This is a genomic window from Acinetobacter sp. LipI_23, assembly GCF_058243045.1.
This window is the reverse complement of sequence record NZ_JBZAYJ010000001.1, coordinates 3116728-3142910: the sequence shown is the minus strand read 5'-3', so window position 1 is coordinate 3142910 and position 26183 is coordinate 3116728. Positions and strand designations below refer to the sequence as shown.

The window sequence follows — 26183 nt, the reverse complement described above, 5'->3', positions numbered from 1 at the left end:
GGCCGCTGTAACATGGTAGAAAAGCGTAAACCCACTCGTAAAAAACAGCAAGCGGTGACTGAAAAATCGGCTCTACAGGTTGAAATGTGGCGCTTTTATCTCATGTGGGCGGTGGTTTTAGCTTGCTTTATTGCTTTGGTTGGACGTGCTTTTTACGTACAGGTCATCAATACTGAGTTTTTGCAAAACAAAGCCAATGCCAATATTTTAAGAACTGAAAAAATTAAAGCCATGCGCGGTGTGATTTATGACCGTCATGGTGTGCCTTTGGCGATCAGTACGCCGATCATGAAAGTGGTGATTGATCCACGTGATTATTTTGATAATAAAAAGCTGTTTGATGAAATTACCGCTGAATTAGCCAAAGACCCGCACAATCGTAAATTGAAGCGTCAATTACCAGACAAAAACCTAAATCTGGATGAACTGGCTGATGCCGTGGGCATGGATCGTGCGGAACTGAAGCGGAAACTGAATGAACGTCCGCGTTCGCGCTACTTGGTCTTGAAAAAAGAAGTGCCACCTCAGCAAGCCGAACTGATTGCAAAACGTGAGTTCCAAGGAGTGTATACCGAAAAGAACTACAAGCGTTACTATCCGCAACCACAACCGAATGCGCAAATTATTGGTTTGACCAATAGTGAAGGTTCAGGCATTGAAGGTTTAGAAATGCAGCTGAATCAACGCCTGTCGGGTATTGATGGTGAGCAGCAAATTGTTCGAGATAAAAAGGGCAATCGTTTTAAAGATGCCGAGGTGGTTAAAGAAGTTGAGCCGGGCGAAAATATTACGCTCAGTATTGATTCGCGCCTTCAGTACATTATGTACCGTGAACTGACCGCTGCGGGTGTAGCCAATAATGCTCGTTCTGCAACAGCAATTGCGGTCGATGTGAAAACGGGTGAAATTTTAGCGATGGCGTCGTGGCCGTCGTATAACCCGAACGATAAAAACAGTTTGTCCAATAAAGACGCCATGCGTAACCGTGGTGCGGTTGACTCTTTCGAGCCGGGTTCAACCATGAAGCCTTTGACCATTTCAATGGCTTTGGAAAGTGGCAAATATATGCCGAATACGGTGGTCAATACCACTCCGGGTTCGATGCGGGTCGGTAACCATACTATTCGAGATACGCATAACTACGGTCCACTAACTTTAGGTGGAATTATTCAAAAATCGTCTAACGTGGGTGTGGCTAAAATTGCCTTGTCTCTCCCTTATGCAACTTTACCGACTTTTTATAAACGTCTCGGTTTTGGTCAGCGTTCTGCGGTTAAATTCCCGGGTGAAAGTGGTGGTTTAATTCTTCCGCCAAGTAAATGGAATGTATCGGAAGTCGCGACCATGGCATATGGCTACGGCTTAAATGCGACTGTGCTGCAAATGGTGGATGCTTATGCCATGTTGGCCAACAAAGGTGTGAAAATGCCTTTGAGTTTATATAAGTTAGATGCACCGCCCCGTGGTGAACAGATGATTGATCCAAAAATTGCGGATCAAGTTTTGTTGATGATGGAAACAGCAACCTTACCAGGTGGTACCGCGACTCGTGCGACTATTCCGGGTTATCGTGTGGGGGGTAAAACAGGAACCGCACATAAGTTACGTGCGGACCGTAAAGGCTACTCAACCAATGAATATCGTGCACTTTTTGCTGGTGTAGCACCAGTCAGCGACCCGCGTTTAGCGATGGTGGTTGTGGTCGAAAATCCGCAAGGGACCTACTATGGTGGTACGGTGTCTGCGCCTGTATTTGCCCGTGTTATGCAAGAATCCTTACGTTTAATGAACGTGCCTTTAGATAAACCTTTAGATGCTCCTGTAATCAAGAGATAGGTGATGAATGTCCATTACATTTCAACAACTCTACACCGCTAACTTAAGCGCTGAATGGATGGCACAGCCATTTCAAGGTTTTGTTCTTGATAGTCGTAAAGTACAGGCAGGGCAAATTTTTATTGCGCTGACATCGCTTTCACAACCTGAAAAAACCGTGCAGTTTGCACAAATAGCCTTGGACAAAGGGGCTTTAGCAGTGGTGAGTGAAACTGAGCTTGGGCTTGAAAACAGTATTGTGGTGCCGAATGTGCGTCACTTGATGGGAGGCTGGCAAAAGCAATTTTTGTTGGCCACTAGCCAAGTACAGCCTGCTCGCATTTTAGCGGTGACAGGAACCAATGGTAAAACCACCATTTCTCGTTTGGTTGCTGAGCTGTTAATGTTGCAAGGTCAGTCTTGTGCTGTGATGGGCACGACAGGTAATGGCATTTTACCCAATTTAGAAGCATCGTCGCATACCACCTTGGATGCGCTGCATCTACAAAATGCATTACATAGCTATGCCAAGCAAGGTGCTGAATTTGCATCGATTGAAGCCTCTTCACATGGTTTGGAACAAGGCCGTTTAGCGGGCAGTGAAATTGAAATTGCTGCGTATAGCAACTTAAGTCGCGACCATTTGGACTACCATGGCACGCTTGAGGCCTATGCCGAAGCTAAATCTCGCTTGTTTCAATTTCCATCATTGAAAGTTGCAGTCATCAATCTGGATGATGAGCATGCTGGAGTCATGATTCAAGCGGCAGAAAATAATCCCGCCCAACCGAAAATTTTAACCTATTCAACCACGCAGCCTGCAGACTATCAGGTGAAGAATATTCAATATAGCCTGACGGGTGCGAACTTTAGCCTGTGTACGGCACAGGCCGAATATCAGGTACAGAACCCATTATTGGGTCATTTTAATATTGAAAATTTGGTCGCAAGTTTAATTATGGTTGAACAAGCGGGTTTTGATTTAGCCGATGTGGTTACTACGACAGAACAACTCAAAGGTGCACCAGGTCGTATGCAAGTGATTCGTGATGATGCGCGTTTATTTGTGGTTGATTATGCGCATACGCCTGATGCTCTGGTGCAAGTCTTAAGCACGTTGAAGCGCCATGTAGAACAGCAGCTCTGGGCGGTATTTGGATGTGGTGGAGACCGCGACCGTGGCAAACGCCCACTTATGACCCAAGCAGCTTTAAATGGAGCGGATGTGGTGTTGTTGACTTCAGATAACCCACGTACCGAAAATCCTGAGCAAATTTTTGCCGATATGAAAGCGGGTGTTGATTTCTCAACTCGTGTGGTTCATGAAATCCATGATCGTCGTGAAGCGATTAAATTTGCCGTTCAACAAGCTCAAGCGGGTGATATTGTCATGATTGCAGGCAAAGGTCATGAAAACTATCAAGAAATAGAGGGTGTTCGGCATTGGTTTGACGATATCGTTGAAGTGCAATCGGCGATTGATGCACAGCACCACACTACTGATTCTGCTTATCCTGCACGCTAAGGAAGTCGTATGCATACCTCAACAACCAGCACAGTGCCTTTAGTGTCATGGACCGCCGCACAGTTACTCGAAGCAACCCAAGGTTATTGGCTAAATGATCAAGCGCCAAATACTGAAATTAAGCGTATTTTGACGGATTCACGTGATGCAGAAGCAGGAGATGCTTTCTTGGCACTCAAAGGCGAACGTTTTGATGCACATGCTTTTATTCAGAAAGTTGCTGAACAAGGTTGCCAAGTGGCCATTGTGAGTCAGCCTATAGATGCGGAGATTTGTCAGTTGGTGGTGCCCGATACACGTTTGGCATTGGGACAACTGGGGGCTTATCGTCGTGCACAAAACCCACAGCTAAAAGTGATTGCGCTGACGGGTAGTAGTGGTAAAACCACCACCAAAGAAATGTTAGGCAGTATTTTGTCACGTATAGCACCAACGTTGGTGACCCGTGGCAATCTGAATAACGACCTGGGTGTGCCAGTCATGTTATTGGAATTACGTCCTGAGCATCAATATGCAGTGATGGAGTTGGGTGCAAGCCATCAAGGTGAAATTGACTATACTTCGAATTTGGTCCAGCCTTTGGTTGCAGGCATTATCAATATTGGTACAGCACACTTGGGTGAGTTTGGTGGACGCGATGGCATCTGCCGTGCCAAGTCTGAGATTTATGCGCATATTACTGCAAATGGTACAGCGATTGTTCCTGCGGCCGATGATTTTGCCGATAGCATTCGTCAAGCAGTGCAAACTGAACAGGTGCTCAGCTTTGGTGCGGGTGGAGAAGTCTTTGCGACTGAGATTGAACTACAGGCGCAATCTGCAACGTTTAAGTTGAATATCCCGCAAGGCGTGCGTCAGGTGAATTTACCATTTGCTGGGGAGCATAATGTTCAAAATGCAACCGCTGCGGCAGCTTTTGCTTTAGCGATTGGTATTAGCTTGGATGATATCGTGCTTGGCCTTGAGCAAGCGGTCGGTGCAAAAGGGCGTTTGAACTTTATTCAACAAGGCCGTCATTTGTTGATTGATGATACCTATAATGCCAACCCAACTTCTATGCGTGCCGCTGCTGAAGTGCTTGCACAGCAAGAGGGGGTTCGGGTGATGGTGATGGGTGATATCGGTGAGCTAGGTAGCTCTGCTGCACAGCAGCACTATATGCTGGGGCGTGATTTGGTCTCAGTGAAAGGGCTGAACTTCGTAGTGGCTGTCGGTGAATTTGCACCTGCGGCACAAGAAGGTGCACGCAGCACCCAATATGGCAAAAAAATGCAGGCTTTTTTGAATCAAGAGCAGGCTTTGCCGTTCTTACTCAGTTTAATTGAAACACATCAACCCCAGTCTATGAGTTTCCTGTTTAAAGGTTCTCGTTATACCCATATGGAAACGTTGATGGCTGATTTGATGGAGAAACTCTAAATGTTGTTATGGTTATTTGAACAACTGGCGGGCTACCATAGCTCGTTTCAGGTGGTTCGTTATTTAACATTGCGTTCCTTGCTCAGTGTTTTAACCGCACTGACCATTGGTCTAGTGCTCGGTCCTGTGATGATTCACAAGTTGCAAGCACTCAAATATGGCCAAGCCGTGAGTTCATATGCTCCTGAAAATCATGCAAAAAAAATGGGTACGCCAACCATGGGTGGGGTGTTGATCTTACTCTCAATTGGTATCTCCACACTGTTGTGGGCAGACTTATCCAACCCTTATGTATGGATTGTCTTGGCAGTGATGGTAATTTTTGGTGCAGTGGGTTGGGCCGATGACTGGATCAAGATTCGCTATAAAGACAATGCAGGCTTACCTGCCCGTAAAAAGTTCTTTTGGACCTCGCTTGCGTCACTGGGTGCTGGTATTGCACTATATGTAATTGCACAGCAACAGACCAATCCTGTACATACCGCAAATATGCTGGATCTGCTGATTCCGTTTTTTAAAGATTTAAGTATTCCTTTGTCGGTGATTCCGCTGGGTATTGGTTTTATCATTTTCACCTATTTGGTGATTAATGGTGCATCAAATGCCGTGAACCTGACCGATGGTTTGGACGGTTTAGCGATTATGCCTGTGGTACTGGTTGCTGCAGGTCTAGGTGTATTTGCATATCTGGCTGGTGATGTCCGTTTTGCCAATTATTTACATATTCCTTATGTACGATTTTCCTCTGAATTGGTGGTGATTTGTGCAGCTATGATTGGCGCAGGTTTGGCCTTCCTTTGGTTTAATGCACACCCTGCACAGGTCTTCATGGGCGATGTGGGTGCATTATCATTGGGCGCAATGCTCGGTACAATTGCGGTCATGGTTCGTCAGGAAATTGTCTTTGCCATTATGGCTGGTGTGTTTTTGGTCGAAGCGATTTCAGTCTTCTTGCAAATTGGCTCCCTCAGAATGCGCAATAAACGCGTGTTCTTGATGGCGCCATTACATCATCATTATGAGAAAAAAGGCTGGCGTGAAACCCAAGTGGTGATTCGTTTTTGGATTATCACAATTATGCTGGTAGTTTTAGGGCTAATGACCTTAAAATTGCGCTAAGCAAAAGTATGAAAAGAGTCGGCATTTGCCGGCTTTTTTTATGCCTGAGGTAATGTCTTGGAGAAAATAATGAATCTGCTCATGTGTCCTGTGTGTCGTGAGGCTTTAACTTTAAACGAAAGAACATGGCGCTGTGCGAATTCACATAGTTATGATGTGGCGAAACAAGGCTATGTCAATCTGCATGTCGTTCAACACAAGCACAGCAAAAATCCGGGGGATACGCCTGAGTCGGTACAAGCCCGCCGTGCCTTCTTAAGTGCAGGTCATTACGCGCCTTTACAGCAAGCAGTGATCAATAAGGTACGTGATTTACGTATTGAAAATTTACTTGATATCGGCTGTGGTGAAGGCTATTACACCGATGCGATGCAGGCTGAAGTGCTGCAATGTGTCGGTGTAGATATTGCAAAAAATGCGGTTCAAGTGGCTGCGAAAATCAATAAAAATATCACGTGGGTGGTAGGTACAGGAGCAACTTTACCCGTGTTGGATCAATCGATTGATCTATGTAGTAGTTTGTTTAGCCCGATTCCAAAACAAGAGATTTTACGGGTACTCAAACCGCAAGGATATTTGTTGGTGGTGACGCCTGCGCCTCAGCATTTATATGCAATGCGTGAGGCTTTGTTTGAAGAAGTTAAACCGCATGAACCAAGCAAATTTGTAGAACAGTTGAGTGATGCGTTTGATTTGGTGAGTGATGATGTTGTTGATGCTGAACTTAAGCTTAATCAGCAGGACTTACAAAATCTGATTGCCATGACCCCTTATGCCTATAAAGCAAAACAAGAGCGCCGTGAAGCTTTAGAGGCTCAAACAGCTTTTGAACTACACGCCCAGTATCAAATTTTACTGTTTCAGAAAAAAGCATAAGTATAAAAAAGCCCGCAGATGCGGGCTTTTCTTATTGGACTTGATCAATTAAATGATCGAGCGCATCCGATTTAGGTTTTGGTTGTTCTTTGGGTACTTGCATGGTGGGTGGGGTGCTGTTCTTTGGAACCAACGTTTCCTCTTCACCTGGCAAATCATCAAAGTCACGCTCAGGAGCACGTGGAACCACCACCGGTGCAGGGCGATACAACGGTTGCGCCAAAGGTGGGGTTGGGCCTAAGTTGCTCTGAGGAGCTTCTTTCTGATGGCGTTGAATCGGCGCTTTGGCTTTGGCATCGAGTTGAACCCAAGCCGAAGGCGTGCCTTGTAAGGCTTTGGCCATGAAATCTGTCCATATTGGGAGCGCAGCCACACCGCCGTATTCGCGGCGTCCTAAGGTCGTTGGTTGGTCGAAACCGACCCACGCTACGGTCACCAATTTGCCATTAAAGCCAGCAAACCAAGCATCTTTTGCATCATTGGTGGTTCCTGTTTTTCCGCCCAAGTCATCTCGTCCAATACGTAGCGCAGCACGGCCTGTACCATGTTGAATCACGTCTTTTAAAATATTCGCCATATCATAAGCAGAGCTGGATTTTAAAATACGTTGCGCTTGACGATAGTCACTGTTGATCTCAACAGGATTTGCCGATTTTTCAGCAGGGTTCAGCTCTTGGTTGGTGACTTCAATTACTTCATCATCAGGCGTGATGGTGTCAGCAGACTGAGGATTTGATTCTTGTTGAGAGATACAACTGATACATGCATATTCAGGGTTGTTCTGATAAATGACCTTGCCATAGGCATCTTCAATCCGATTGATGAAGTGTGGTTGAATACGATAACCGCCATTGGCAAAAGTTGAGTATCCAGTAGCCATTTGAATCGGTAAAACCTGAGGTGTTCCGAGTGCAATGGTGTAGTTACGCGGAATCTGTTCATCGGTTAAGCCGAAGTCCATGAACAATTGACGTGTACGTTCAATGCCCACGGTTTGCAGGAGTCGAACTGACACGGTGTTACGCGATAAATAGAGTGCACGACGCAGGGGAATCATGCCCAAATAGCGACCATCGGCATTACGCGGTGACCATTTTCCAATGGTGATCGGGCTGTCATTGACCATGCTATACGGTGTCATACCGCGCTCTAAAGCGAGTGCATAGACAAAAGGTTTAATAATCGAACCTGGTTGGCGCCAGCCTTGTGTGGTTCGGTTAAATTTAGATTGATAAAAATTATAACCACCAACCAATGCTTCTACAGCGCCATTGTTTGGGTTAAGTGCAATCAGCTGGCCTTGAACTTTAGGCAGTTGCACCAAAGCCCATGAGGTTTTGTTGTCATTGGGGCGCAGACGTACAATGTCTTTTACTTTAACAATTTGAGATGCTCTTGATGGTGCACCGCCTACCGCATTCGCATTGCGATAAGGGCGTGTCCAAGACATGCCAGACCATGGCACGGTTACCGTTGAGCCATCTTGCATTAAGGCGTCAAAACTATTTTGATTCACACGGATAACTTCAGCAGGGAAGGTGTTGGCAAATGCACTAAAGCTACTTAAGGGTTTGTCATGAGCTTCCGCACCACGCCAACCATGACGACGGTCATAGGCTTCTAAACCATCTTGTACCGCTTGTTCGGCATAGGCTTGGCGTTCACTGTTGATGGTGGTGTAGACCTTATAACCGGAGTCAATGGCATGCTCACCGAACTTTTCAATCAGTTCGCTACGGACCATTTCACCGATGTAGGGAAATCGGTTGCTTACCCCGCGGTCAGGCATATCGAGGTTAATTGGTTCAGCAATACCTTTTTCATATTGGCTTTGGTTAATGTAGCCTAGCTGGAGCATACGACCCAAAATCCAGTTACGACGTTCTAAAGCACGTTCTGGGTTGACCACTGGATTGTATTTAGACGGCGCTTTAGGTAGACCTGCAATCATCGCCATTTGTGCAATGCTGAGTTGATCTAAGCTTTTGTTGTAGTAAATTTTAGCTGCCGCTGCGATACCGTAGGCATTTTTACCCAAGAAAATCTTATTAACGTAGAGGGTTAAGATTTCCTCTTTCGTCAAATTTTGTTCAATTTTTCGTGCTAGAAAAACTTCAGTCAACTTACGTTTTAACGTACGCTCAGGACTGAGATAATAGTTTTTTGCCACTTGCATGGTGATGGTCGAGCCACCCGTTTGGACGTTTGAGCCAGTAATACTTTCACTGACTGCACGTCCTAAACCTTTAAAACTGATACCACTATGCTCAAAAAAAGAAGAATCTTCCGCCGCTAAAAAGGCATGAATAAAACTTCGAGGGATCTGATCGTAATCTACGGGTACAGATAGCTTGCCACCGTATTCCGAAATGAGTTGGTTATCCGCACTATAAACTTGTAAAGGTTTTAGTAATGGCGCCTTTTTTAGAGTTGTCATTTGCGGCAAAGATGGGGCAATATAGAGATACATGCCATAAAAACCCATTGGAATTGAGACCAACATTATAATAATGATCAAAAAAAATGGATGAACACGGCCCGAACAAGATAGCTTTTTCATAACAAGTAAGTTTTAATAAGAGCTAATGGCAAACTAATTAGCGGTCAGTATATCCTGTACACATACGGAATGTTAGATGAGTTATTGTATCCGTATAAAATTATAGACGCGGACTAATTAGTGGGTTACTTTTTTTGGGGATAAAAAAATAATAGGAATGATACTGTGCTCAGGTTATATCGTAAGCCAAGTAAGGGGTTAATAGGAGTAGATATTAGTTCGACTTCTGTTAAGGTATTGGACTTTCTGTTAAAAACAATCGGTAGTGGGTGGAGAGCTATGCACTTGTCCCTTTACCAGAAGGAAGTGTGGTCGAAAAAAATATATTGAATCCAGAAGCAGTTGGTGATGCCCTTGAGCGTGCGGTAAATTTGGCCAATGTTCAATCGACAGACGTAGCACTGGCAGTTCCAACCTCCATGGTGATTACTAAAATCATTGAAATGGATGCCGATATGAACGATGACGAACGTGAAATTCAGATTCGTGATGATGCTGAGCAATATATTCCATTCCCATTAGATGAAGCGAGTTTGGACTTTGAAGTCCTTCCAGATCGTTTAGCCAATCCCAATCGTGTCAATGTACTCCTCGTTGCAACCCGCATTGAAAATGTAGAGGCGCGATCCGAAGCATTGGAGTTAGGTGGTTTAACGCCTAAGATTGCCGATGTTGAAAGTTTCGCCATTGAAAATGCATTCAAAGTCTTTTCAGATACGCTTCCAATGGGCGTAAATACTGTTGGGATTCTGGACATCGGTCATACCATGACCACCTTATCTGTCATGCAGAATAATAAAGTCATTTATACCCGTGAGCAGGTGTTCGGTGGTAAACAACTGACTCAAGAAATTCAAAACCGTTATGGTTTGTCTTTTGAAGAAGCTGGACGCGCCAAAAAAAGCCGTACTTTGCCTGACGACTATGATATTGAAGTACTTGAACCTTTTCTTGAAGCTGTGGTGCAACAAGCAGCACGTTCTTTGCAGTTCTTCTTTTCGTCCTCTCAATTCAATGAGATCGACCATATTTTATTGGCAGGGGGGAATGCCAATATTCCAGGACTGGCGAAGTTATTACAACAAAAATTAGGTTATCGGGTCACTATTGCCAACCCATTTTTACAGATGGGCTTTTCTCCACAAATCGACATTAAAAAAATTGAAAATGATACTTCATCACTCATGGTGGCATGTGGGTTGGCATTGAGGAGTTTTGATTAATGGCAAAAATAAACCTACTCCCTTGGCGTGATGCGTTAAGAGAGAAACGAAAAAAAGAATTTATTGCCTATTGTGTTGGGGCTGCATTAGTTGGGGTTTTAGCTGTTGCTTTGGCTTGGTTCTTTTACAGTCAAAAACTGGAAGATCAAGAACAAGCCAATCAGTTGGTGGTGAGTACCAATCAAAACTTAAATGTCCAATTAAAGTCATTGGAAGGTCTGCAAGAGCAGCGCAATGCGATTGTTGAACGGATGAAGTTGATCCAAGGTTTGCAAGGTCAACGTCCTGTGGCTGTTCGTTTGGTCGATGAAATGGTACGTGTTACACCAAGTAATATGTACATTACTAAGTTTGTGCGTACGGGTGATAAATTTACCATTGAAGGGAAAGCGGAAAGCCCGAATACAGTTGCGGAATTCTTACGTAACCTAGAAGCATCGGCGTGGTATCGCAATGCCTTTATGAATTCATTCTTGGTTGCTGAAGAGAAAAAAGATAAAGCACCAAGTTCCATCGTGCCACGTGTTGAAGAAACCTATGGCACCTTTGTGGTCACCGCAGATTTAGATGAGATTGCTCAGCCAGTATCGCCTGATGCGACGACACCTGAAGCCGCAAGTACAGTTAATAATTCAACAGCGGGGGCAGCACAATGAGTCGCGATGAATTTGAAGAGTTAACATCAGAAAACCATGCTGTAACCAAGAAGAAAATGACGGTTGATAAGTTTTTTCAACAGTTCAATACTTTAGATCCAAACAATTACGGTAGTTGGCCCTTTTCAGTCAAATTGACTTGTTGGATTTTTATCATTTTAGTAATTGGGGCATTGGGCTATTTTGTCGTGATTAAGCCGAAGCTTGATGCGATTTCAAATGCACATGCACAAGAACAAAATTTACTGAATGAGTTTCGTGAAAAAGATTCAAAATTACGTAATTTGCAGCAATATCAAGTGCAATTGCAAGAAATGGAAGCCAATTTTAATCAGCAGTTAGAACAGCTGCCGAAAGAAACTGAAATTCCTGGCTTGGTTGAAGATATCAACGTGAGCGGCGTAAATTCTGGATTAAAGTTTAAAAATATTCGTTTAGAACCAGAAATTCGCCAAGAGTTCTTTATCGAACAGCCGATTTCCATTGAAGCGACGGGTGATTATCATTCTTTTGGTTCATTTGTCAGTGGAATTGCAGCTTTACCGCGTATTGTTACCTTGCATGACTTCGATATCTCAGCATCAAGTAACAATGATAAAAAGACGGATATTCCGCAAATTTCATATAGTGTAAAAGCGAAAACCTACCGTTATGTCGGGGCAACGGCTACAACGGATGTTGATGTAAAAGATACAAAAAATGATAAGAAAGCCGATGCGGGAGGTGCCAAGTAATGAAACATCAAAACCTCTTACTTAGTCTCTGCGTAGGACTATTCCTTGTCGGTTGTGATTCACGTATTGATGCGGTCAATATGCAAATGGCTGAAATTCGCAATCAGCCACCATTGCCGATTGAGCCAGCGCCAGATTTCCCACCTGTACCGACCTTTAACTATGCTGCGCACCAATTAAAGAGCCCGTTTATGCCAAGCTCTTTAGCGGCTGAACTGAAGATTATGGCTGGAAAGCGTGTCTATCCAAACCTATCGCGCCAATTACAACCCTTGGAAAGTTATGCGATTGAATCGCTTAACATGAAAGGAAGCATGCGCGGACAAAATGGACAAATTTTGGCGTTGATTCAAACACCGGATGGTGAAATTGAACGCGTGCAGCGTGGTAGTTATTTGGGGATGAATCATGGTCGTGTGATTAATATCACCGCTACACAAATTGATTTGATTGAAATTATTCCGGATGGGCGTGAGGGCTATGTCGAGCGCCCGAGAAGCCTAGTATTAATTGGGCCGGCGCCTTAAAAAAGGAAAAGGAATAAAAATGAAAAATAGTGCTAAAGATTTTATATTTGGGGATGGCAATACGATGAACCATATGTTCCGTCAGTTTTCAATGGGTGCAATTGCAATGGCGGTGATGCAGGCTGCAAGTGCGCAAGTCAGTATTACGAATATTGTGCCGATGCAAATTCCGGGACAGGGAACAGAAATTCGTGTCATGTTCAACGGTTTGCCACCACAGCCGCAAGCCTATCAGTTGGAACAGCCATCACGTTTGGTTTTGGATTTTGATAAAGCGCAGCAGAGCTTAAAACAAGGCAGTATTGCGGTGGCAACGGCTGAAGCAAGTACAGTAGATGTAACTTCAGCTGCGCAGCGTTCACGTTTAACTGTAAATTTGGCTGATGCTGGTGCATTTACTACACGTGTTGAAGGTAATACTTTTATTCTGAAAATTAACTCAGCGAACCCAGCGCTAGCAACACCTGTTGCTGCAGCGCGTTCAGAGCAAGGTATTTCAAATATTGGATTCCAACGTGGTTCAGACGGCGAAGGCCAAGTTGTCATTGATTTAAAAGGTAGCAATACCCCTGTCGATGTGAAACAACAAGGCAGTAAAATTGTGGTGCGCGTTTTGGGGAATAAAATTCCTGCCCACTTATCGCGCCGTCTCAATGTGAATGATTTCGCAACGCCTGTATCGACCACTGATGCACAAAATGATGGCAGTAACGGCCTGATCACGATCCAATCGAATGGCAGTTTTGAATATATGGCTTATCAGGCAGAAGATAAGCTCACCATTAGTTTAAAGCGTCCTGAAGATAAAAATCCAATGAAGCCTAGGTGTTTAGTCCCGGCATTTGATGGATCGGATCAATTTTAAAAAGTTCAGGTTCATCCTCTCGACCTGTCCATTGGTCCATGGATGCTTAACCTTGGTAAGACGATGTTCAATGCCACATTCAGTACAAACCCGATCAAAGATGTGCTCAGAGGCGTAGCGATCACAGGTGCGGTTCGTGAACTGGATGCCGTTATCTGTTAGCACCGTATGGATTCTATAGGGCACAGCCTTAACCAGATTGCGCATGAACTCCGCGGCTGCCATCTTACTGGCTTTAGTATGCAATTCAGTGAACGCAAACTTGGAAGTGCGATCAATGGCAACGAAGAGATAAAGCTTACCCTGTGCTGTTTGCATCTCAGCGATGTCGATATGAAAGTAACCAATGGGGTAGCTCTTGAAGCGCTTCCTGACAGGGCGATCACCTTGTACCTCAGGCAGTCGTGAAATACCATGCCGCTGTAAGCAGCGGTGTAACGACGAGCGTGTCAGATAAGGAATACTCGGCTGCAATGCATAAAGGCAATCGTCTAGCGGCAACAAAGTGCGTTTTCGAAAAGCAACAATTGCCGCCTCATCTTCAGGCGATAACACGCTTGAGCGAGGATTCTTTGGGCCGGTTGTAAGATCATCTACTGAAGTACGTTTCTTCCATTTTGCGACGGTCTTTTGATTGATGCCGTAACGCTTGGCTAGCGTTCTTAAGCTCTCTTGACTATTTTGTATTGCTCGACGCACTGCCTGTGTCGTTGTGGCGCTGCTGTGTAGAACTTGTCCCATAGTGCTTCCTTCCATTTATCTGAGAATATTGCACCATTAAAATCTGGGACTAAACACCTAAAGCACCAAGTGCTTATACGGGCAAAAAGATTTCTTTAGATTTCCAAGATATTGAAGTACGCCGTGTATTACAGCTCTTAGCTGATTTTACAGGCATTAACATGGTGGCCTCGGATACGGTACAAGGTAATATTACCTTGCGCCTTAAAGATGTACCTTGGGATCAGGCACTTGATATCATAATGAAAACCAAGAATTTGGATAAGCGACGCAATGGTAATGTGATTTGGATTGCACCTGTAGCTGAGCTGATTAAATCTGAGGAAGAAGAGGCGAAAGCCATCGCGCAAAGTATTAAGCTTTCACCTATTCAAACCGATTATATTCAATTGAGTTATGCTAAATCGGCGGATGTACTGAAGTTATTGGAGGACTCTCGTGATAGTAAAGGAGGTGAGTCGAACCGAACAGCGGGTTCAGACTCCTTAGCTTTGGAAAGTTTATTGAGTGCTCGTGGTAGTGCGGTTTCTGATTCGCGTACCAATACTTTAATTATTAATGATACGCAGCAAAATATTGACAAGATTCGTCGCATGATTGACTTGCTGGATGTCGCAGTTAAACAGGTGATGGTCGAAGCCCGTATTGTAACGGCGTCAACAGATTTTTCTCGCGAATTGGGGATTAAGTGGAGCGCGAAGAAGCTGGGCAATAGCCCAGTATGGGGCGGAGATTTCCAGCCAAGTTTTGATTTGGGGGTGGATTTAGCAACAAACACGGCTGGTACGTTTAACTTTGGTTTACTGAAGATCTCAGATTATATGTTAAACCTTGAGTTAAGCGCACTTCAAGCGGATGGTCATGGTGAAGTGTTATCAGCACCTAAAGTACTGACTGGTGATAAACAGAAAGCCTATATCTTGCGTGGTACAGAGATTCCTTATCAAACATGGAGTGCGACGGAAGGCTTAAAAACCGAATTCCGTGCGGCTAACTTAAAGTTAGAGGTGACTCCAAGTATCACCCCTGATGGTAAAGTTCAAATGGCGCTAAAAATTGAAAAAGATACAGTTGGTACACTAACATCAGTAGGGTATTTAATTAATACAAATGAACTTGAAACTAATGTTTTGGTTGATGATGGTGAAACAGTCGTACTTGGCGGTATTTTTGATGACATTAAGCAAAATCAATATGAGAAAGTTCCATTTTTTGGGGATTTGCCTGTAGTGGGTGCTTTATTTAAAAATAACACCAGATCTAGTGCGCAAACTGAGTTATTGATTTTTGTGACACCACGAATTGTTAATGACAGTGTTTCAAGAAATCATTAATATATTTTTAATTTGAACAAATCTAAAAGGTGACTCCTTGCCAAGCAAAGAGTTTGAAACCCTACCAAATATTTATTTGGTAGGGCCTATGGGGGCTGGAAAAACAACGGTAGGACGACATTTAGCTGAACTGTTAGGACGAGAGTTTCTTGATAGCGATCATGAGATTGAGCGTAAAACAGGGGCAACGATTCCATGGATCTTTGAAAAAGAGGGCGAGCTTGGATTTCGTAGTCGTGAAACGGTTGTAATCGATGAGTTAACCTCTCGACCCAACTTGGTCTTGGCCACAGGTGGTGGGGCGGTGACTCAGGCTCCAAATCGCGCATTTCTCAAACAACGTGGTATTGTTGTTTATCTTTATACTCCTGTAGAGATTCAACTACAGCGAACCTATCGTGATAAAAATCGTCCACTGCTTCAAGTGGAGAATCCTGAACAAAAGTTAACTGACTTGCTCAGCGTTCGAGATCCTTTATATCGTGAAGTTGCCCATTATATTATTGAGACCAATCAAGGGGCTGCACGTGATCTTGCGCAGCGTATCTTAAACTTGATTCTTTTAAAGTAGTTTTGATTCAGTTTTGAAGTGATTTGATCCATGCAAACCTTATATGTTGAACTTGGCGAACGCCGTTACCCGATCTTTATTGGTAGTGATTTAGATCCAAACGCTTTACTTGAGCCGTATATTCATGGTCGCCAAGTGATGATTGTGAGTAATGAAACGGTCGCGCCTTTGTATTTAGCGCGTTACGTGGCAGCAATTGAAGCGTTGGGAAAAACAGTTGCAACCTGTATTTTGCCTGATGGAGAAAAATATAAGAATATTGAGCACCTCAACCTGATTTTTGATGCATTGCTAGCGTCAGGCTTCAACCGTGATTGTACAGTTTTAGCTTTAGGTGGTGGTGTGATTGGAGATATGGCGGGCTTTGCTTCAGCATGCTTCCAGCGTGGGGTCTATTTTATTCAGGTGCCAACGACACTTCTTTCACAGGTTGATTCGAGTGTTGGTGGTAAAACAGGGATTAATCATCCGCTGGGTAAAAACATGATCGGGGCATTTCAACAACCGCAAGTGGTCTTGGCGGATATGTCTCAACTTAAAACGCTGCCAGCACGTGAGTTATCCGCAGGTTTGGCAGAAGTGATTAAGTACGCACTCTTGGGGGATACTGACTTTCTCACTTGGTTGGAACAACATATAGATGATTTGGTGCAGGGTGATGAAGCTGCACTGGCTGAAGCTGTGTATCGTTCTTGTGCCCATAAAGCGCGTATTGTTGCCAATGATGAAAAAGAGCAAGGTGAGCGTGCCTTATTGAATCTTGGGCATACCTTTGGACATGCGATTGAATCTTATCTAGGCTATGGTGAATGGCTCCATGGTGAAGCTGTGGCAACAGGTATGGTGATGGCAGCAGATTTATCGCAGCGTATGGGATGGATCAGTGCAGAAGATTTGGCGCGTACAAAAAATATCATTCAACGCGCGAATTTACCGATAGTATGTCCGCAGATTCCCCTCGATGACTTTTTGGCGTATATGGCTCATGATAAAAAAGTCTTGAACGGGCAACTGCGTTTGGTTTTGATGCAAGCGGTAGGACAGGCCATCATTACCAAAACATTTGATGTAGAATTGATGAAACAGGCGATTTTAGCCAACCAAGAGCAGGCATAACTTTATTATGGCAACAACCCTTCGAACCCAGTGGCAGACAAAGCAAAATTATATTTGGCTTGCATTCGGAGGGGTATGCTTGTTTGGCGCCTTAGTCTTTTGGGCCATTACAGATCAAGAGACTGTGGTTGAAGTTGAAAAAAAAGCTGAATCTGAAGTTGAGTTACAAATTCAGCCAGAAAAAGTCGCAACAACCGCACATTTAGGTTCATTCCTCGATGAAGTAAAACCTTTGGATATGACGACACGTGTTGTAGCAATCGCGCAGCATGAAGCTGAATTCCGTGGGACCAAATTTATTCAGGAAAATAAAAAGAACAGTGCAGTTGAGTTGTTTAGAGTTTCAGAAGAGGCGATTATTAAGCGCTTTTTGCAAAGACAATCTGATCGTCAAGCGTTTAGTTACTTAAGACTGACGGGTGAAAACCAAATTGAGCAATATGTGCTGATCTATGGTGTGTATAAAAATGCCAATGAGGCGCAAAAGGCATTGGCGGATTTAAAACTGACGTTGCCGAAGTCGGTGCAACCCAAAGTTGAAAAAATTGAAAGCTATGCTGAATATGTCAATGATCTCGGTTCTGATGAACTTGGACTTAGCAATAAGCTCTATGCCGTGCAGTTGAAACCAGCCGCTGTGCCTGTGATTGATGAAGCTACGCTTGCTGCGCGTCAACAAGCGGCACGTGCAGCAGTTGAACAAAATAAACAATCGACCACATCGACAACGGTTACTCGTCGTGATGCGGATGGAAATGTGGTTGATGTGCAAAAGTCACAAACGACCGTAGAGAATGCGCCACAAAATAAAACAAATGAACCTGAAGTGACCGACCCATTTAATTAAAATTGGATCATTATGGCGCATCAAAAAATGTAAATTCCATATGTGCACAGATATGGTGCAATAAATGGATTATCCTCGAACTAGTTTTTTACGTAAAAAACACAAACCTAATAAAACTAAAGCGCTTAACACACAAAATAAATAATTGGCATAAAACTTGCTTTAATGGTGCATGAATTGAGTTGATGTCACTGTTTTGGCGCAAAAAAGATTCGATTTATGAGCGAAATAGTAGCGGCCAAGTGCCTTATAAAAGTGCGTGACTGCTGCATACATTTTTTCAATTAAGACATGCATAAAGACGAAAATCAGTCTATCTTGGGTGTGAAGAAAAAATGCTGTACTTCAATCAGAATCTGAATATGAGTCAATTGAACGAATCGGCAAGAAGTAATTAGATTGTTAGACGCCCGACAGGGCCTGTAGAAAGAAGGGTACGCTATGCACATGCCATCGCCTAATACTGTAGCTCCCGCTCAAGGTTTATACCAACCGGATGAGTTTAAAGATAACTGTGGTTTTGGTTTAATCGCCCATATGCAGGGTGATGCAAGCCATGATCTTGTCAAGACTGCTATGCACAGTCTGAGCTGTATGACCCACCGCGGTGGTATTGCTGCAGATGGTAAGACAGGGGATGGTTGCGGTTTACTCTTAGCAATGCCAAAACAGTTTTTCCGTGAAGAAGCGAAAAAACTCAGTGATATTACACTCAGTGAAGTTTTTGCTGTCGGCACGGTGTTTTTAAGCCTCGATCCAGCAATTGCAGCACATGCAAAACAAATTCTAACTAAAGAAATTGAATCTGAAGGCTGTCGACTATTGGCGTGGCGTGTGATTCCGACCAATAACGATGCTTTAGGTTCGATTGCGATGCAGTCACTTCCTGCATTTGAGCAAATTATTGTGAACTGCCCAATGGGTGTGTCTGAAGTTGAGTTTAACCGTAAACTCTTCTTGGCACGCCGCCGTGCAGAACAGCAGCTTACTAATGACCCTTCATTTTATGTAACCACATTATGTTCAACAGTGATTAGCTATAAAGGCTTGATGATGCCTGAAGCGATTGCTGACTTCTACACAGACTTGGCAGACCCACGTCTTGAGTCACATATTGTGGTGTTCCACCAACGTTTCTCGACCAATACATTGCCGCGTTGGCCTTTGGCTCAGCCATTCCGTTATCTTGCACACAATGGTGAAATTAATACCATTACTGCGAACCGTAACTGGGCGATGGCGCGTACGCCAAAGTTTGAAAACCCATTATTGCCTGGTTTAACTGAGCTCAATCCAATCGTGAACCGTACTGGCTCGGATTCTTCAAGCTTAGATAACATGCTTGAAATTCTTGTGGGCGGCGGTATGGACTTGTTCCGTGCACTGCGTATGTTGGTTCCTCCAGCATGGCAGAACGTGGAAACTTTAGATGCTGATTTACGTGCATTCTATGAGTTTAACTCGAAGCATATGGAAGCGTGGGATGGTCCTGCTGGTCTCGTGATTCAAGATGGTCGTCATGCGATTTGTATGTTGGACCGTAACGGTTTACGTCCAGCACGTTGGGTGATTACCAAAAATGGTTACATCACACTGGCGTCTGAAATTGGTGTATGGGGCTACGAGCCTGAAGATGTAATTTCTAAAGGTCGTGTCGGTCCAGGTCAAATCCTAGTGATTGATACCTTCACAGGTAAAATGCTCGACACTAAAGATGTCAGCACGCATTTGAAAAAAATGCGTCCTTACCGTGAATGGTTACGTGAAAACTCAGTTCGTGTACAAGGTAGTCCAGAGCTTGAAGAATATTTATGTGATCAAGGCTTAAAAGGCGACGACCTTAAAGCATCACAAAAAATGTTTATGGTGACCTTTGAAGAACGTGATCAATTGCTTCGTCCAATCGCTGAAAGTGGTCAGGAAGCAGTGGGTTCAATGGGTGATGATACGCCAATGGCAGTTTTGTCTCGCCAAGTACGTCATGTGTCGGATTACTTCCGTCAACAGTTTGCTCAGGTCACCAACCCACCAATCGACCCATTACGTGAATCGATTGTGATGTCATTGGAAACGTGTTTAGGTCGTGAGCAAAACGTTTTTGAACAAAGCCCTGAGCATGCGGATCGTTTGATCATTTCAAGCCCAGTGTTGTCAAATTCGAAAATGCATCAAATCCGTACGCTGGGTCGTAAGGGTTATGAGATTGCAGATATCGATTTAAATTATGCGGAAGATGAAGGTCTAGAAGCTGCAATTGCGCGTATCTGTGAAGAAGCAGCGCAAGCGATTCGTGACGGCAAAACCTTATTGGTGTTGTCTGATAAGAAAATTCGTCAAGGTTTCTTGCCTGCCAATGCATTGATGGCAACTGGTGCTGTGCACCATTATCTAATTAATGTCGGTTTACGTACCGATGCCAACATTATTGTTGAAACAGCACTGGCACGTGACCCGCACCAATTTGCGGTTATTCTCGGTTTTGGTGCGACAGCAATTTATCCTTACCTTGCTTATGATGTGATCAATGACTTGGTTGCAAAAGGCGAGCTATTAGGTGACCCAATTCAAGCACAAGTGAATTTCCGTAAAGGCATTGAAAAAGGCTTGTTAAAAGTCCTTTCAAAAATGGGGATTTCTACGGTTGCCTCTTACCGTGGTGGTCAGTTGTTTGAAGCGGTGGGTCTGTCTGAAGAAGTGGTTTCAAAATGCTTCACGGGTGTACCGAGCCGTATCAAAGGTGCAACCTTTATTGACCTTGAAAATGACCAAAAGAAATTGGCCGATACCGCATGGAAAACACGTAAACCAATCGATCAAGGTGGTTTGCTGAAATTTGTCTTTGATAAGGAATACCATGCGTTCAACCCAGACGTAATCAATGCTTTGCATAAATCAGTGCGTTCTGGTCAATATGCAGACTTTAAAGAATATGCTGAGCTGGTGAATAACCGTCCAGTGGCAACAATTCGCGACTTATTAAAGTTAAAAACAGATAACTCGATTGCTCTAGATCAAGTGGAGTCTGTAGAAGCGATTTTACCGCGCTTTGACTCTGCAGGCATGTCTTTAGGAGCATTGTCTCCTGAAGCGCATGAGGCGATTGCGATTGCGATGAACACCATTGGTGGTCGTTCAAACTCGGGTGAGGGCGGTGAAGATCCAGCGCGTTATGGCACCATTCGTAACTCGAAAATCAAACAGATTGCATCAGGTCGTTTTGGTGTAACACCTGCGTATTTAACCTCTGCTGAAGTCTTGCAGATTAAAGTGGCGCAAGGGGCTAAACCGGGTGAAGGTGGTCAATTACCAGGTGGTAAAGTGAATGGCTTAATTGCACGTTTACGTTATTCTGTGCCGGGAGTGACCCTCATTTCTCCACCACCGCACCATGACATTTACTCGATTGAAGATTTATCACAATTGATCTTTGACTTAAAACAAGTCAATCCTCAAGCGATGGTTTCAGTAAAACTGGTGTCTGAGCCGGGTGTAGGTACCATTGCAGCAGGTGTGGCAAAAGCCTATGCTGACTTCATTACTATTTCAGGTTATGACGGTGGTACAGCAGCCTCTCCATTGTCTTCAATTCACCATGCAGGTTCGCCTTGGGAGTTGGGTCTTTCTGAAGCGCATCAAGCACTTCGTGTTAATGACTTACGTGGTAAAGTTCGTGTTCAAACCGACGGCGGTTTGAAAACAGGTCTAGATGTGGTGAAAGCAGCCATTTTAGGTGCAGAAAGCTTTGGCTTTGGTTCTACACCAATGATTGCTTTAGGTTGTAAATACCTGCGTATTTGTCACCTGAATAACTGTGCAACGGGTGTTGCGACTCAACAAGATCATTTACGCCAAGAACATTATATTGGCGAGCCACAAATGCTCATCAACTTCTTCACCTTCATTGCTGAAGAAACACGTGAGTGGCTGGCAGCGTTGGGTGTTTCAAGCCTCAAAGACTTGATTGGTCGTACAGATTTGCTTGAAATGCTTCCAGGTGAAACGGAGAAACATGCGCACCTTGATTTGAGCGCATTACTGGAGTCACATCCTTCTGCGCAAGGTAAGGCGCAGTACTGTGAAGTTGAAGGTAACGCACCGTTTGATAAAGGCTTGCTTGCTGAGAAAATGGTTGCTGAAATGCTACCAGCAATTGAAGCTGGGACCACAGGTGAATATCACTTCACCATTGGTAACTGTGACCGTTCAATTGGTGCACGTATTTCAGGTGAGATTGCGCGTCGTTATGGCAACCTCAGCATGGAAGCGCACCCAGTGAAGATGAACTTGGTGGGTACTGCGGGTCAATCCCTCGGTGTTTGGAATGCGGGTGGTTTGCACATTCGATTAGAAGGTGATGCGAACGACTACGTGGGTAAAGGCATGGCAGGTGGTCGTGTGTCGATCTTCCCACCAAAAGGTTCACCTTTCCAAACCCAAGAAACGGCAATCATTGGTAACACCTGTTTATATGGTGCAACGGGTGGTAAATTGTTCGCAGCAGGTACAGCAGGTGAGCGTTTTGCAGTACGTAACTCGGGTGCTTTCGCTGTAATTGAAGGTGCAGGCGATCACTGTTGTGAATATATGACAGGTGGTATCGTGACTGTACTTGGTAAAGTGGGGCACAACTTCGGTGCAGGGATGACAGGTGGTTTTGCTTACGTTCTTGACCTTGATAATGACTTCGTTGATCATTACAACCACGAACTGATTGAGCTGAATCGTATTTCGACTGAATCGATGGAAGAACATAAAGAGTTCTTAAGCCGTATCTTAGATGAACACATTGCTGAGACTGGTAGTGCTTGGGCGTACAAGATCCGTAACGAGTTTGATTTCTACAGTCGTAAATTCTGGTTGGTGAAACCGAAAGCTGCCAACTTACAGACTTTGTTGAAAACCACTCAAGCTGATCCACAATAATTCCACTACTGCTGATACATAGGCAGGTGCAGACGATAGATAAACGGGCTGCACCTACCCACGGAGAGAGACATGGCAGAGCGCCTAAACAATGACTTTCAATTTCTGGATGTAGCACGCCAAGATCCAGAGAAAAAAGAGATTCAGGTCCGCAAAGCAGAGTTTGTGGAAATTTATAAACCTTTTACAGCGGAAGTGGCAGCAAATCAGACCCACCGTTGTTTAGGGTGTGGTAACCCATATTGTGAATGGAAATGTCCAGTACATAACTATATTCCAAACTGGTTAAAGTTGATTGCTGAAGGCCGTATTTTCCAAGCAGCAGAACTGTGTCACCAAACCAACACGCTACCAGAAGTGTGTGGTCGTGTTTGTCCGCAAGACCGTTTATGTGAAGGGGCTTGTACCTTAAACGATGGTTTTGGTGCAGTGACGATTGGTAACGCTGAAAAATATATCAATGACACTGCGTTTGCACTGGGCTGGCGTCCAGATATGTCTTCAGTAAAGTGGACAGATAAAAAAGTCGCGATCATTGGTGCAGGCCCTGCGGGTCTAGGCTGTGCTGATATTTTGGTGCGTAGTGGGGTTAAACCTGTAGTATTCGACAAACGCCCTGAAATTGGTGGTCTACTGACTTTTGGTATTCCAGAATTTAAAATGGAAAAAGATGTGATGAAGCGTCGCCGTGAAATCTTCACGGGCATGGGCGTGGAATTCCGTTTAAATACTGAAATTGGTACAGATGTCACCATCGATCAATTGCTTACTGAATACGATGCGGTGTTCATGGGTATGGGTACTTATACCTACATGAAAGGTGGCTTCGCAGGTGAAGATCTAAATGGTGTCTATGATGCCTTGGATTTCTTGATTGCCAATGTCAACCGTACTCAAGGTTGGGAAAAAGACCCAAGCGAGTACATCAGTGTTGAAGGTAAAAAGGTGATTGTCCTAGGTGGTGGTGACACTGCAATGGACTGTAACCGTACTTCGATTCGTCAGGGTGCAGAAGTGGTGAGCTGTGCATACCGTCGTGATGAAGAAAATATGCCAGGTTCACGTCGTGAAGTGCAAAATGCCAAAGAAGAAGGAGTGAACTTCTTGTTTAATCGCCAACCAATTGAAATTGTAGGTGAAAATGGTAAAGTCACAGGCGTAAAAGTGGTTACGACTCAACTTGGCGAGCCTGATAGCCGTGGTCGTCGCAGCCCAGAACCAATTCCGGGTTCAGAAGAAATTTTACCTGCAGATGCAGTTTTATTGGCATTTGGTTTCCGTACCAGCCCTGCGGATTGGTTTACAAATGTGAATATTAACCTTGATGGTTCAGGTCGTGTAGTTGCGGCTGAACAGCAAACCTATAAATTCCAAACCTCAAATCCGAAAATCTTTGCGGGTGGTGATATGGTTCGTGGTTCAGACCTTGTTGTCACAGCGATTTGGGAAGGCCGTCAAGCAGCTGAAGGTATTTTGGATTATTTAGACATTTAATCTAAATCGTTCAACACAAAAACCCGCTTCGGCGGGTTTTTTATGATCACTGTTTGCTTGAGATGATATGAAAGAGGTGGATCGGGATAAACCGAAAAAGATCTGGTGGAGAGTCCGATAAAAATGGACGAATTTGCAAACGTACTAAGCACTTTTGCCATATGTGAACGGTAAGCGTCCGCTGAACCCCATGTCTATTTTTTAATTTGAGTTGGATTTCCAGCGGTGTGGTAGCAATTCTTCTATTTGGGTCACTTTATGGGTCGGCAATCTTTTCAGCACATCACTTAAATAGGCATACGGATCCAGCCCATTCAGCTTTGCTGACTGGATTAAAGTCATGATGTTTGCCGCTCGCTGACCACTACGCAGCGAACCTGCAAATAACCAGTTCTTACGTCCCAACGCCCAAGGCCGCACCTGGTTTTCCACCCAATTATTGCAAATCGGTAGATTGCCATCATCCAGATAGCGGCTTAAAGCTGGCCAACGCTTCAGAGTGTAATTGATGGCCTTGGCGGTTGGAGAACTCGATGGCACCGTCAGTTGATGCTGGTTGAGCCATTCATACAGTTGTTGCATCACCGGTTGACTATGCTGTTGTCGGTATTCGCGGCGCTGTTCTGCTGTACCATCGGTCTTTCTCCTGAGTTCTGCTTCTATGGCATACAGTTTCTGAATCAGCACTAAGGCCTGTTCAGCGACCTGACTTTTCTTGGTCACATGCAGTTCATGGAATTTACGACGAGCATGCGCCATGCAGCCCACCTCAATGACTTGGCCTGATTTAAAGCGTGCTTTATAACCACTGTAATCATCACAGACCAGATGGCCCTGCCAGTCTTTCAGGAACGCTTCAGCATGCTGGCCTGCACGACTATCCTGAAAGTCATAGATCACGGCTTGAATTGGATTATATTGGGTTGTTGCATAGGCCCAGACATAACCTTTCTTCGGTTTTTTCTCATCATCACCCATCCGCATGATGGTGACTGGTGTTTCATCTGCATGCAGCACCCGCTGTTGCAGCACCACCTCTTTTAAAGCATTGGCCAGAGGCTCCAGTTCTACACCGCAGCGACCTATCCAGTCAGATAAAGTTGATCTAGAAAGCTCGATTCCCGCCCGCTGATAGATCAGACGTTGACGGTACAGCGGTAAATGATCTGCGTATTTCGAGACCAACACATGGCTCAGTAGTTCAGGACTGGCAATACCTTTATCAATCACATAGGCGGGCATCGCTTGCTGAGTCAGGGTGTCACACTGATCACAGACCCATTTGCCACGCACATGCTGTTCCTTATAGAACTGTGCCGGTCTGAAATGTAGTTTTTCACTGATATCTTCGCCGATACGACGCAAGGTGCAGCCACAAGCACATTGGGTTGATGTTGGTTCATGCTCGATACGGATGGTGTGTAGATGATCGGGCAGCAGTCGACGTTTAGGTTTGTTGACTGTGGCTTTGTGTGTCGCTGCATCAGTTTTATCTGCATTCAGCCGTTCCAGTTCCAGATCAACAGCGGCAATATCTTCTTCGACCGCTTCATCCCACAGATGGATTTGTTTTGCGGTGAGATGTTCGTTTTTACTGCCAAATTTGTGCTGTTTAAATAGTGCGAGCTCATGCTCGTATTTTTGCGTGAGAATGGAAAGATGTTGAACTTGAGCATCTAATTGCAGATTGGATACTTCAAGATGCTGAACTTTGGCATCTAATTGCTGGTTTGATTGTGCCAGAGACTGATGTTGCATTGCCAACTGTCTAGTAAATTCCAGCAGTTGTTCATGGGTCAGTTGGCTTAAATCAGGCAGTGTATTCATGACCGCAGTAT

General features: G+C 44.4%; 15 protein-coding genes and 4 pseudogenes. 16 read left to right on the top strand and 3 right to left on the bottom strand.

Features of this window, described 5'->3' with window-relative positions; translation table 11 throughout:
• Nucleotides 1-12 precede the first annotated feature (12 nt).
• The 5 genes from ftsI to AC4CVD_RS15510 all read left to right on the top strand — a co-directional run bounded on the left by ftsI (nucleotide 13) and on the right by AC4CVD_RS15510 (nucleotide 6754).
• The gene (gene ftsI, locus AC4CVD_RS15530) at nucleotides 13-1836 is read left to right on the top strand and encodes a penicillin-binding protein PBP3 (RefSeq protein WP_010327652.1); all 1824 of its coding nucleotides are present in this window, start codon (nucleotides 13-15) and stop codon (nucleotides 1834-1836) included.
• Nucleotides 1837-1843: 7 nt separating this feature from the next.
• Entirely contained in the window at nucleotides 1844-3340 is a 1497-nt protein-coding gene (locus AC4CVD_RS15525; protein ID WP_114836333.1) for a UDP-N-acetylmuramoyl-L-alanyl-D-glutamate--2,6-diaminopimelate ligase, read from the top strand.
• 9 nt (nucleotides 3341-3349) lie between these two features.
• Complete coding sequence (locus AC4CVD_RS15520) at nucleotides 3350-4759, top strand: UDP-N-acetylmuramoyl-tripeptide--D-alanyl-D-alanine ligase (RefSeq protein ID WP_490753399.1); 1410 nt, start codon at nucleotides 3350-3352, stop codon at nucleotides 4757-4759.
• Nucleotides 4760-5878: a phospho-N-acetylmuramoyl-pentapeptide-transferase gene (gene mraY, locus AC4CVD_RS15515; RefSeq protein ID WP_114836331.1), complete on the top strand. Its 1119-nt coding sequence runs from the start codon at nucleotides 4760-4762 to the stop codon at nucleotides 5876-5878.
• A 69-nt stretch (nucleotides 5879-5947) separates the two neighbouring features.
• Nucleotides 5948-6754 carry a putative RNA methyltransferase gene (locus AC4CVD_RS15510; RefSeq protein WP_114836330.1) on the top strand — a complete coding sequence of 269 codons (807 nt, stop codon included), beginning with the start codon at nucleotides 5948-5950 and terminating at the stop codon, nucleotides 6752-6754.
• Between the two features lie 31 nt (nucleotides 6755-6785).
• Here the strand turns inward: AC4CVD_RS15510 and ponA are convergent, their stop codons facing one another.
• Nucleotides 6786-9314 carry a penicillin-binding protein PBP1a gene (ponA, locus tag AC4CVD_RS15505; RefSeq protein ID WP_114836329.1) on the bottom strand — a complete coding sequence of 843 codons (2529 nt, stop codon included), beginning with the start codon at nucleotides 9312-9314 and terminating at the stop codon, nucleotides 6786-6788.
• 165 nt (nucleotides 9315-9479) lie between these two features.
• Between ponA and AC4CVD_RS15500 the strand changes: the two are divergent.
• The 5 genes and pseudogenes from AC4CVD_RS15500 to AC4CVD_RS15480 form a co-directional block, all read left to right on the top strand.
• Nucleotides 9480-10537 (top strand): annotated as a pseudogene (locus tag AC4CVD_RS15500) (pilus assembly protein PilM).
• A complete protein-coding gene (locus tag AC4CVD_RS15495) occupies nucleotides 10537-11193 on the top strand; it encodes a PilN domain-containing protein (protein WP_490753398.1) in 657 nt (218 codons plus the stop codon). The pseudogene AC4CVD_RS15500 and the gene AC4CVD_RS15495 overlap by 1 nt, the downstream one beginning before the upstream one ends.
• Nucleotides 11190-11927: a type IV pilus inner membrane component PilO gene (locus AC4CVD_RS15490; protein WP_004978082.1), complete on the top strand. Its 738-nt coding sequence runs from the start codon at nucleotides 11190-11192 to the stop codon at nucleotides 11925-11927. The genes AC4CVD_RS15495 and AC4CVD_RS15490 overlap by 4 nt, the downstream gene beginning before the upstream one ends.
• Nucleotides 11927-12454: a pilus assembly protein PilP gene (locus AC4CVD_RS15485; RefSeq protein WP_004978081.1), complete on the top strand. Its 528-nt coding sequence runs from the start codon at nucleotides 11927-11929 to the stop codon at nucleotides 12452-12454. Before AC4CVD_RS15490 ends, AC4CVD_RS15485 begins: the two co-directional genes overlap by 1 nt.
• Before the next feature lie 64 nt (nucleotides 12455-12518).
• Nucleotides 12519-13265 (top strand): annotated as a pseudogene (locus tag AC4CVD_RS15480) (AMIN domain-containing protein); the annotation flags it as partial.
• Between the two features lie 63 nt (nucleotides 13266-13328).
• On the opposite strand, the pseudogene AC4CVD_RS15475 reads toward AC4CVD_RS15480, so the two are convergent.
• Nucleotides 13329-14060 (bottom strand): annotated as a pseudogene (locus AC4CVD_RS15475) (IS481 family transposase); the annotation flags it as partial.
• Between the two features lie 56 nt (nucleotides 14061-14116).
• On the opposite strand from AC4CVD_RS15475, the pseudogene AC4CVD_RS15470 reads away from it, so the two are divergent.
• From AC4CVD_RS15470 to AC4CVD_RS15445, 6 genes and pseudogenes are all read left to right on the top strand, one after another.
• Nucleotides 14117-15394, top strand: a pseudogene (locus tag AC4CVD_RS15470) (type IV pilus secretin PilQ); the annotation flags it as partial.
• 37 nt (nucleotides 15395-15431) lie between these two features.
• Nucleotides 15432-15965, top strand: a complete 534-nt coding sequence (gene aroK, locus AC4CVD_RS15465) for a shikimate kinase AroK (protein WP_005401350.1) — start codon at nucleotides 15432-15434, stop codon at nucleotides 15963-15965.
• 30 nt (nucleotides 15966-15995) lie between these two features.
• Complete coding sequence (gene aroB, locus AC4CVD_RS15460) at nucleotides 15996-17081, top strand: 3-dehydroquinate synthase (RefSeq protein WP_005401349.1); 1086 nt, start codon at nucleotides 15996-15998, stop codon at nucleotides 17079-17081.
• A 7-nt stretch (nucleotides 17082-17088) separates the two neighbouring features.
• Nucleotides 17089-17928: a hypothetical protein gene (locus tag AC4CVD_RS15455; protein ID WP_005401348.1), complete on the top strand. Its 840-nt coding sequence runs from the start codon at nucleotides 17089-17091 to the stop codon at nucleotides 17926-17928.
• 447 nt (nucleotides 17929-18375) lie between these two features.
• On the top strand, nucleotides 18376-22851 hold the full coding sequence (gene gltB, locus AC4CVD_RS15450; RefSeq protein WP_490753397.1) for a glutamate synthase large subunit: 4476 nt from the start codon (nucleotides 18376-18378) through the stop codon (nucleotides 22849-22851).
• 72 nt (nucleotides 22852-22923) lie between these two features.
• On the top strand, nucleotides 22924-24345 hold the full coding sequence (locus AC4CVD_RS15445; protein WP_005401346.1) for an FAD-dependent oxidoreductase: 1422 nt from the start codon (nucleotides 22924-22926) through the stop codon (nucleotides 24343-24345).
• A 201-nt stretch (nucleotides 24346-24546) separates the two neighbouring features.
• Here AC4CVD_RS15445 and tnpC read toward each other — a convergent pair whose 3' ends face one another.
• On the bottom strand, nucleotides 24547-26172 hold the full coding sequence (tnpC, locus tag AC4CVD_RS15440; protein ID WP_490752646.1) for an IS66 family transposase: 1626 nt from the start codon (nucleotides 26170-26172) through the stop codon (nucleotides 24547-24549).
• Between the last annotated feature and the right edge of the window lie 11 nt (nucleotides 26173-26183).

Excerpts from the sequence above, each read along its gene's own strand:
- ftsI (WP_010327652.1), top strand. The coding sequence starts at position 13 with ATGGTAGAAAAGCGTAAACCCACTCGTAAAAAACAGCAAGCGGTGACT.
- AC4CVD_RS15525 (WP_114836333.1), top strand. The coding sequence starts at position 1,844 with ATGTCCATTACATTTCAACAACTCTACACCGCTAACTTAAGCGCTGAA.
- AC4CVD_RS15520 (WP_490753399.1), top strand. The coding sequence starts at position 3,350 with ATGCATACCTCAACAACCAGCACAGTGCCTTTAGTGTCATGGACCGCC.
- mraY (WP_114836331.1), top strand. The coding sequence starts at position 4,760 with ATGTTGTTATGGTTATTTGAACAACTGGCGGGCTACCATAGCTCGTTT.
- AC4CVD_RS15510 (WP_114836330.1), top strand. The coding sequence starts at position 5,948 with ATGAATCTGCTCATGTGTCCTGTGTGTCGTGAGGCTTTAACTTTAAAC.
- ponA (WP_114836329.1), bottom strand. The coding sequence starts at position 9,314 with ATGAAAAAGCTATCTTGTTCGGGCCGTGTTCATCCATTTTTTTTGATC.
- AC4CVD_RS15495 (WP_490753398.1), top strand. The coding sequence starts at position 10,537 with ATGGCAAAAATAAACCTACTCCCTTGGCGTGATGCGTTAAGAGAGAAA.
- AC4CVD_RS15490 (WP_004978082.1), top strand. The coding sequence starts at position 11,190 with ATGAGTCGCGATGAATTTGAAGAGTTAACATCAGAAAACCATGCTGTA.
- AC4CVD_RS15485 (WP_004978081.1), top strand. The coding sequence starts at position 11,927 with ATGAAACATCAAAACCTCTTACTTAGTCTCTGCGTAGGACTATTCCTT.
- aroB (WP_005401349.1), top strand. The coding sequence starts at position 15,996 with ATGCAAACCTTATATGTTGAACTTGGCGAACGCCGTTACCCGATCTTT.
- AC4CVD_RS15455 (WP_005401348.1), top strand. The coding sequence starts at position 17,089 with ATGGCAACAACCCTTCGAACCCAGTGGCAGACAAAGCAAAATTATATT.
- gltB (WP_490753397.1), top strand. The coding sequence starts at position 18,376 with ATGCCATCGCCTAATACTGTAGCTCCCGCTCAAGGTTTATACCAACCG.
- AC4CVD_RS15445 (WP_005401346.1), top strand. The coding sequence starts at position 22,924 with ATGGCAGAGCGCCTAAACAATGACTTTCAATTTCTGGATGTAGCACGC.
- tnpC (WP_490752646.1), bottom strand. The coding sequence starts at position 26,172 with ATGAATACACTGCCTGATTTAAGCCAACTGACCCATGAACAACTGCTG.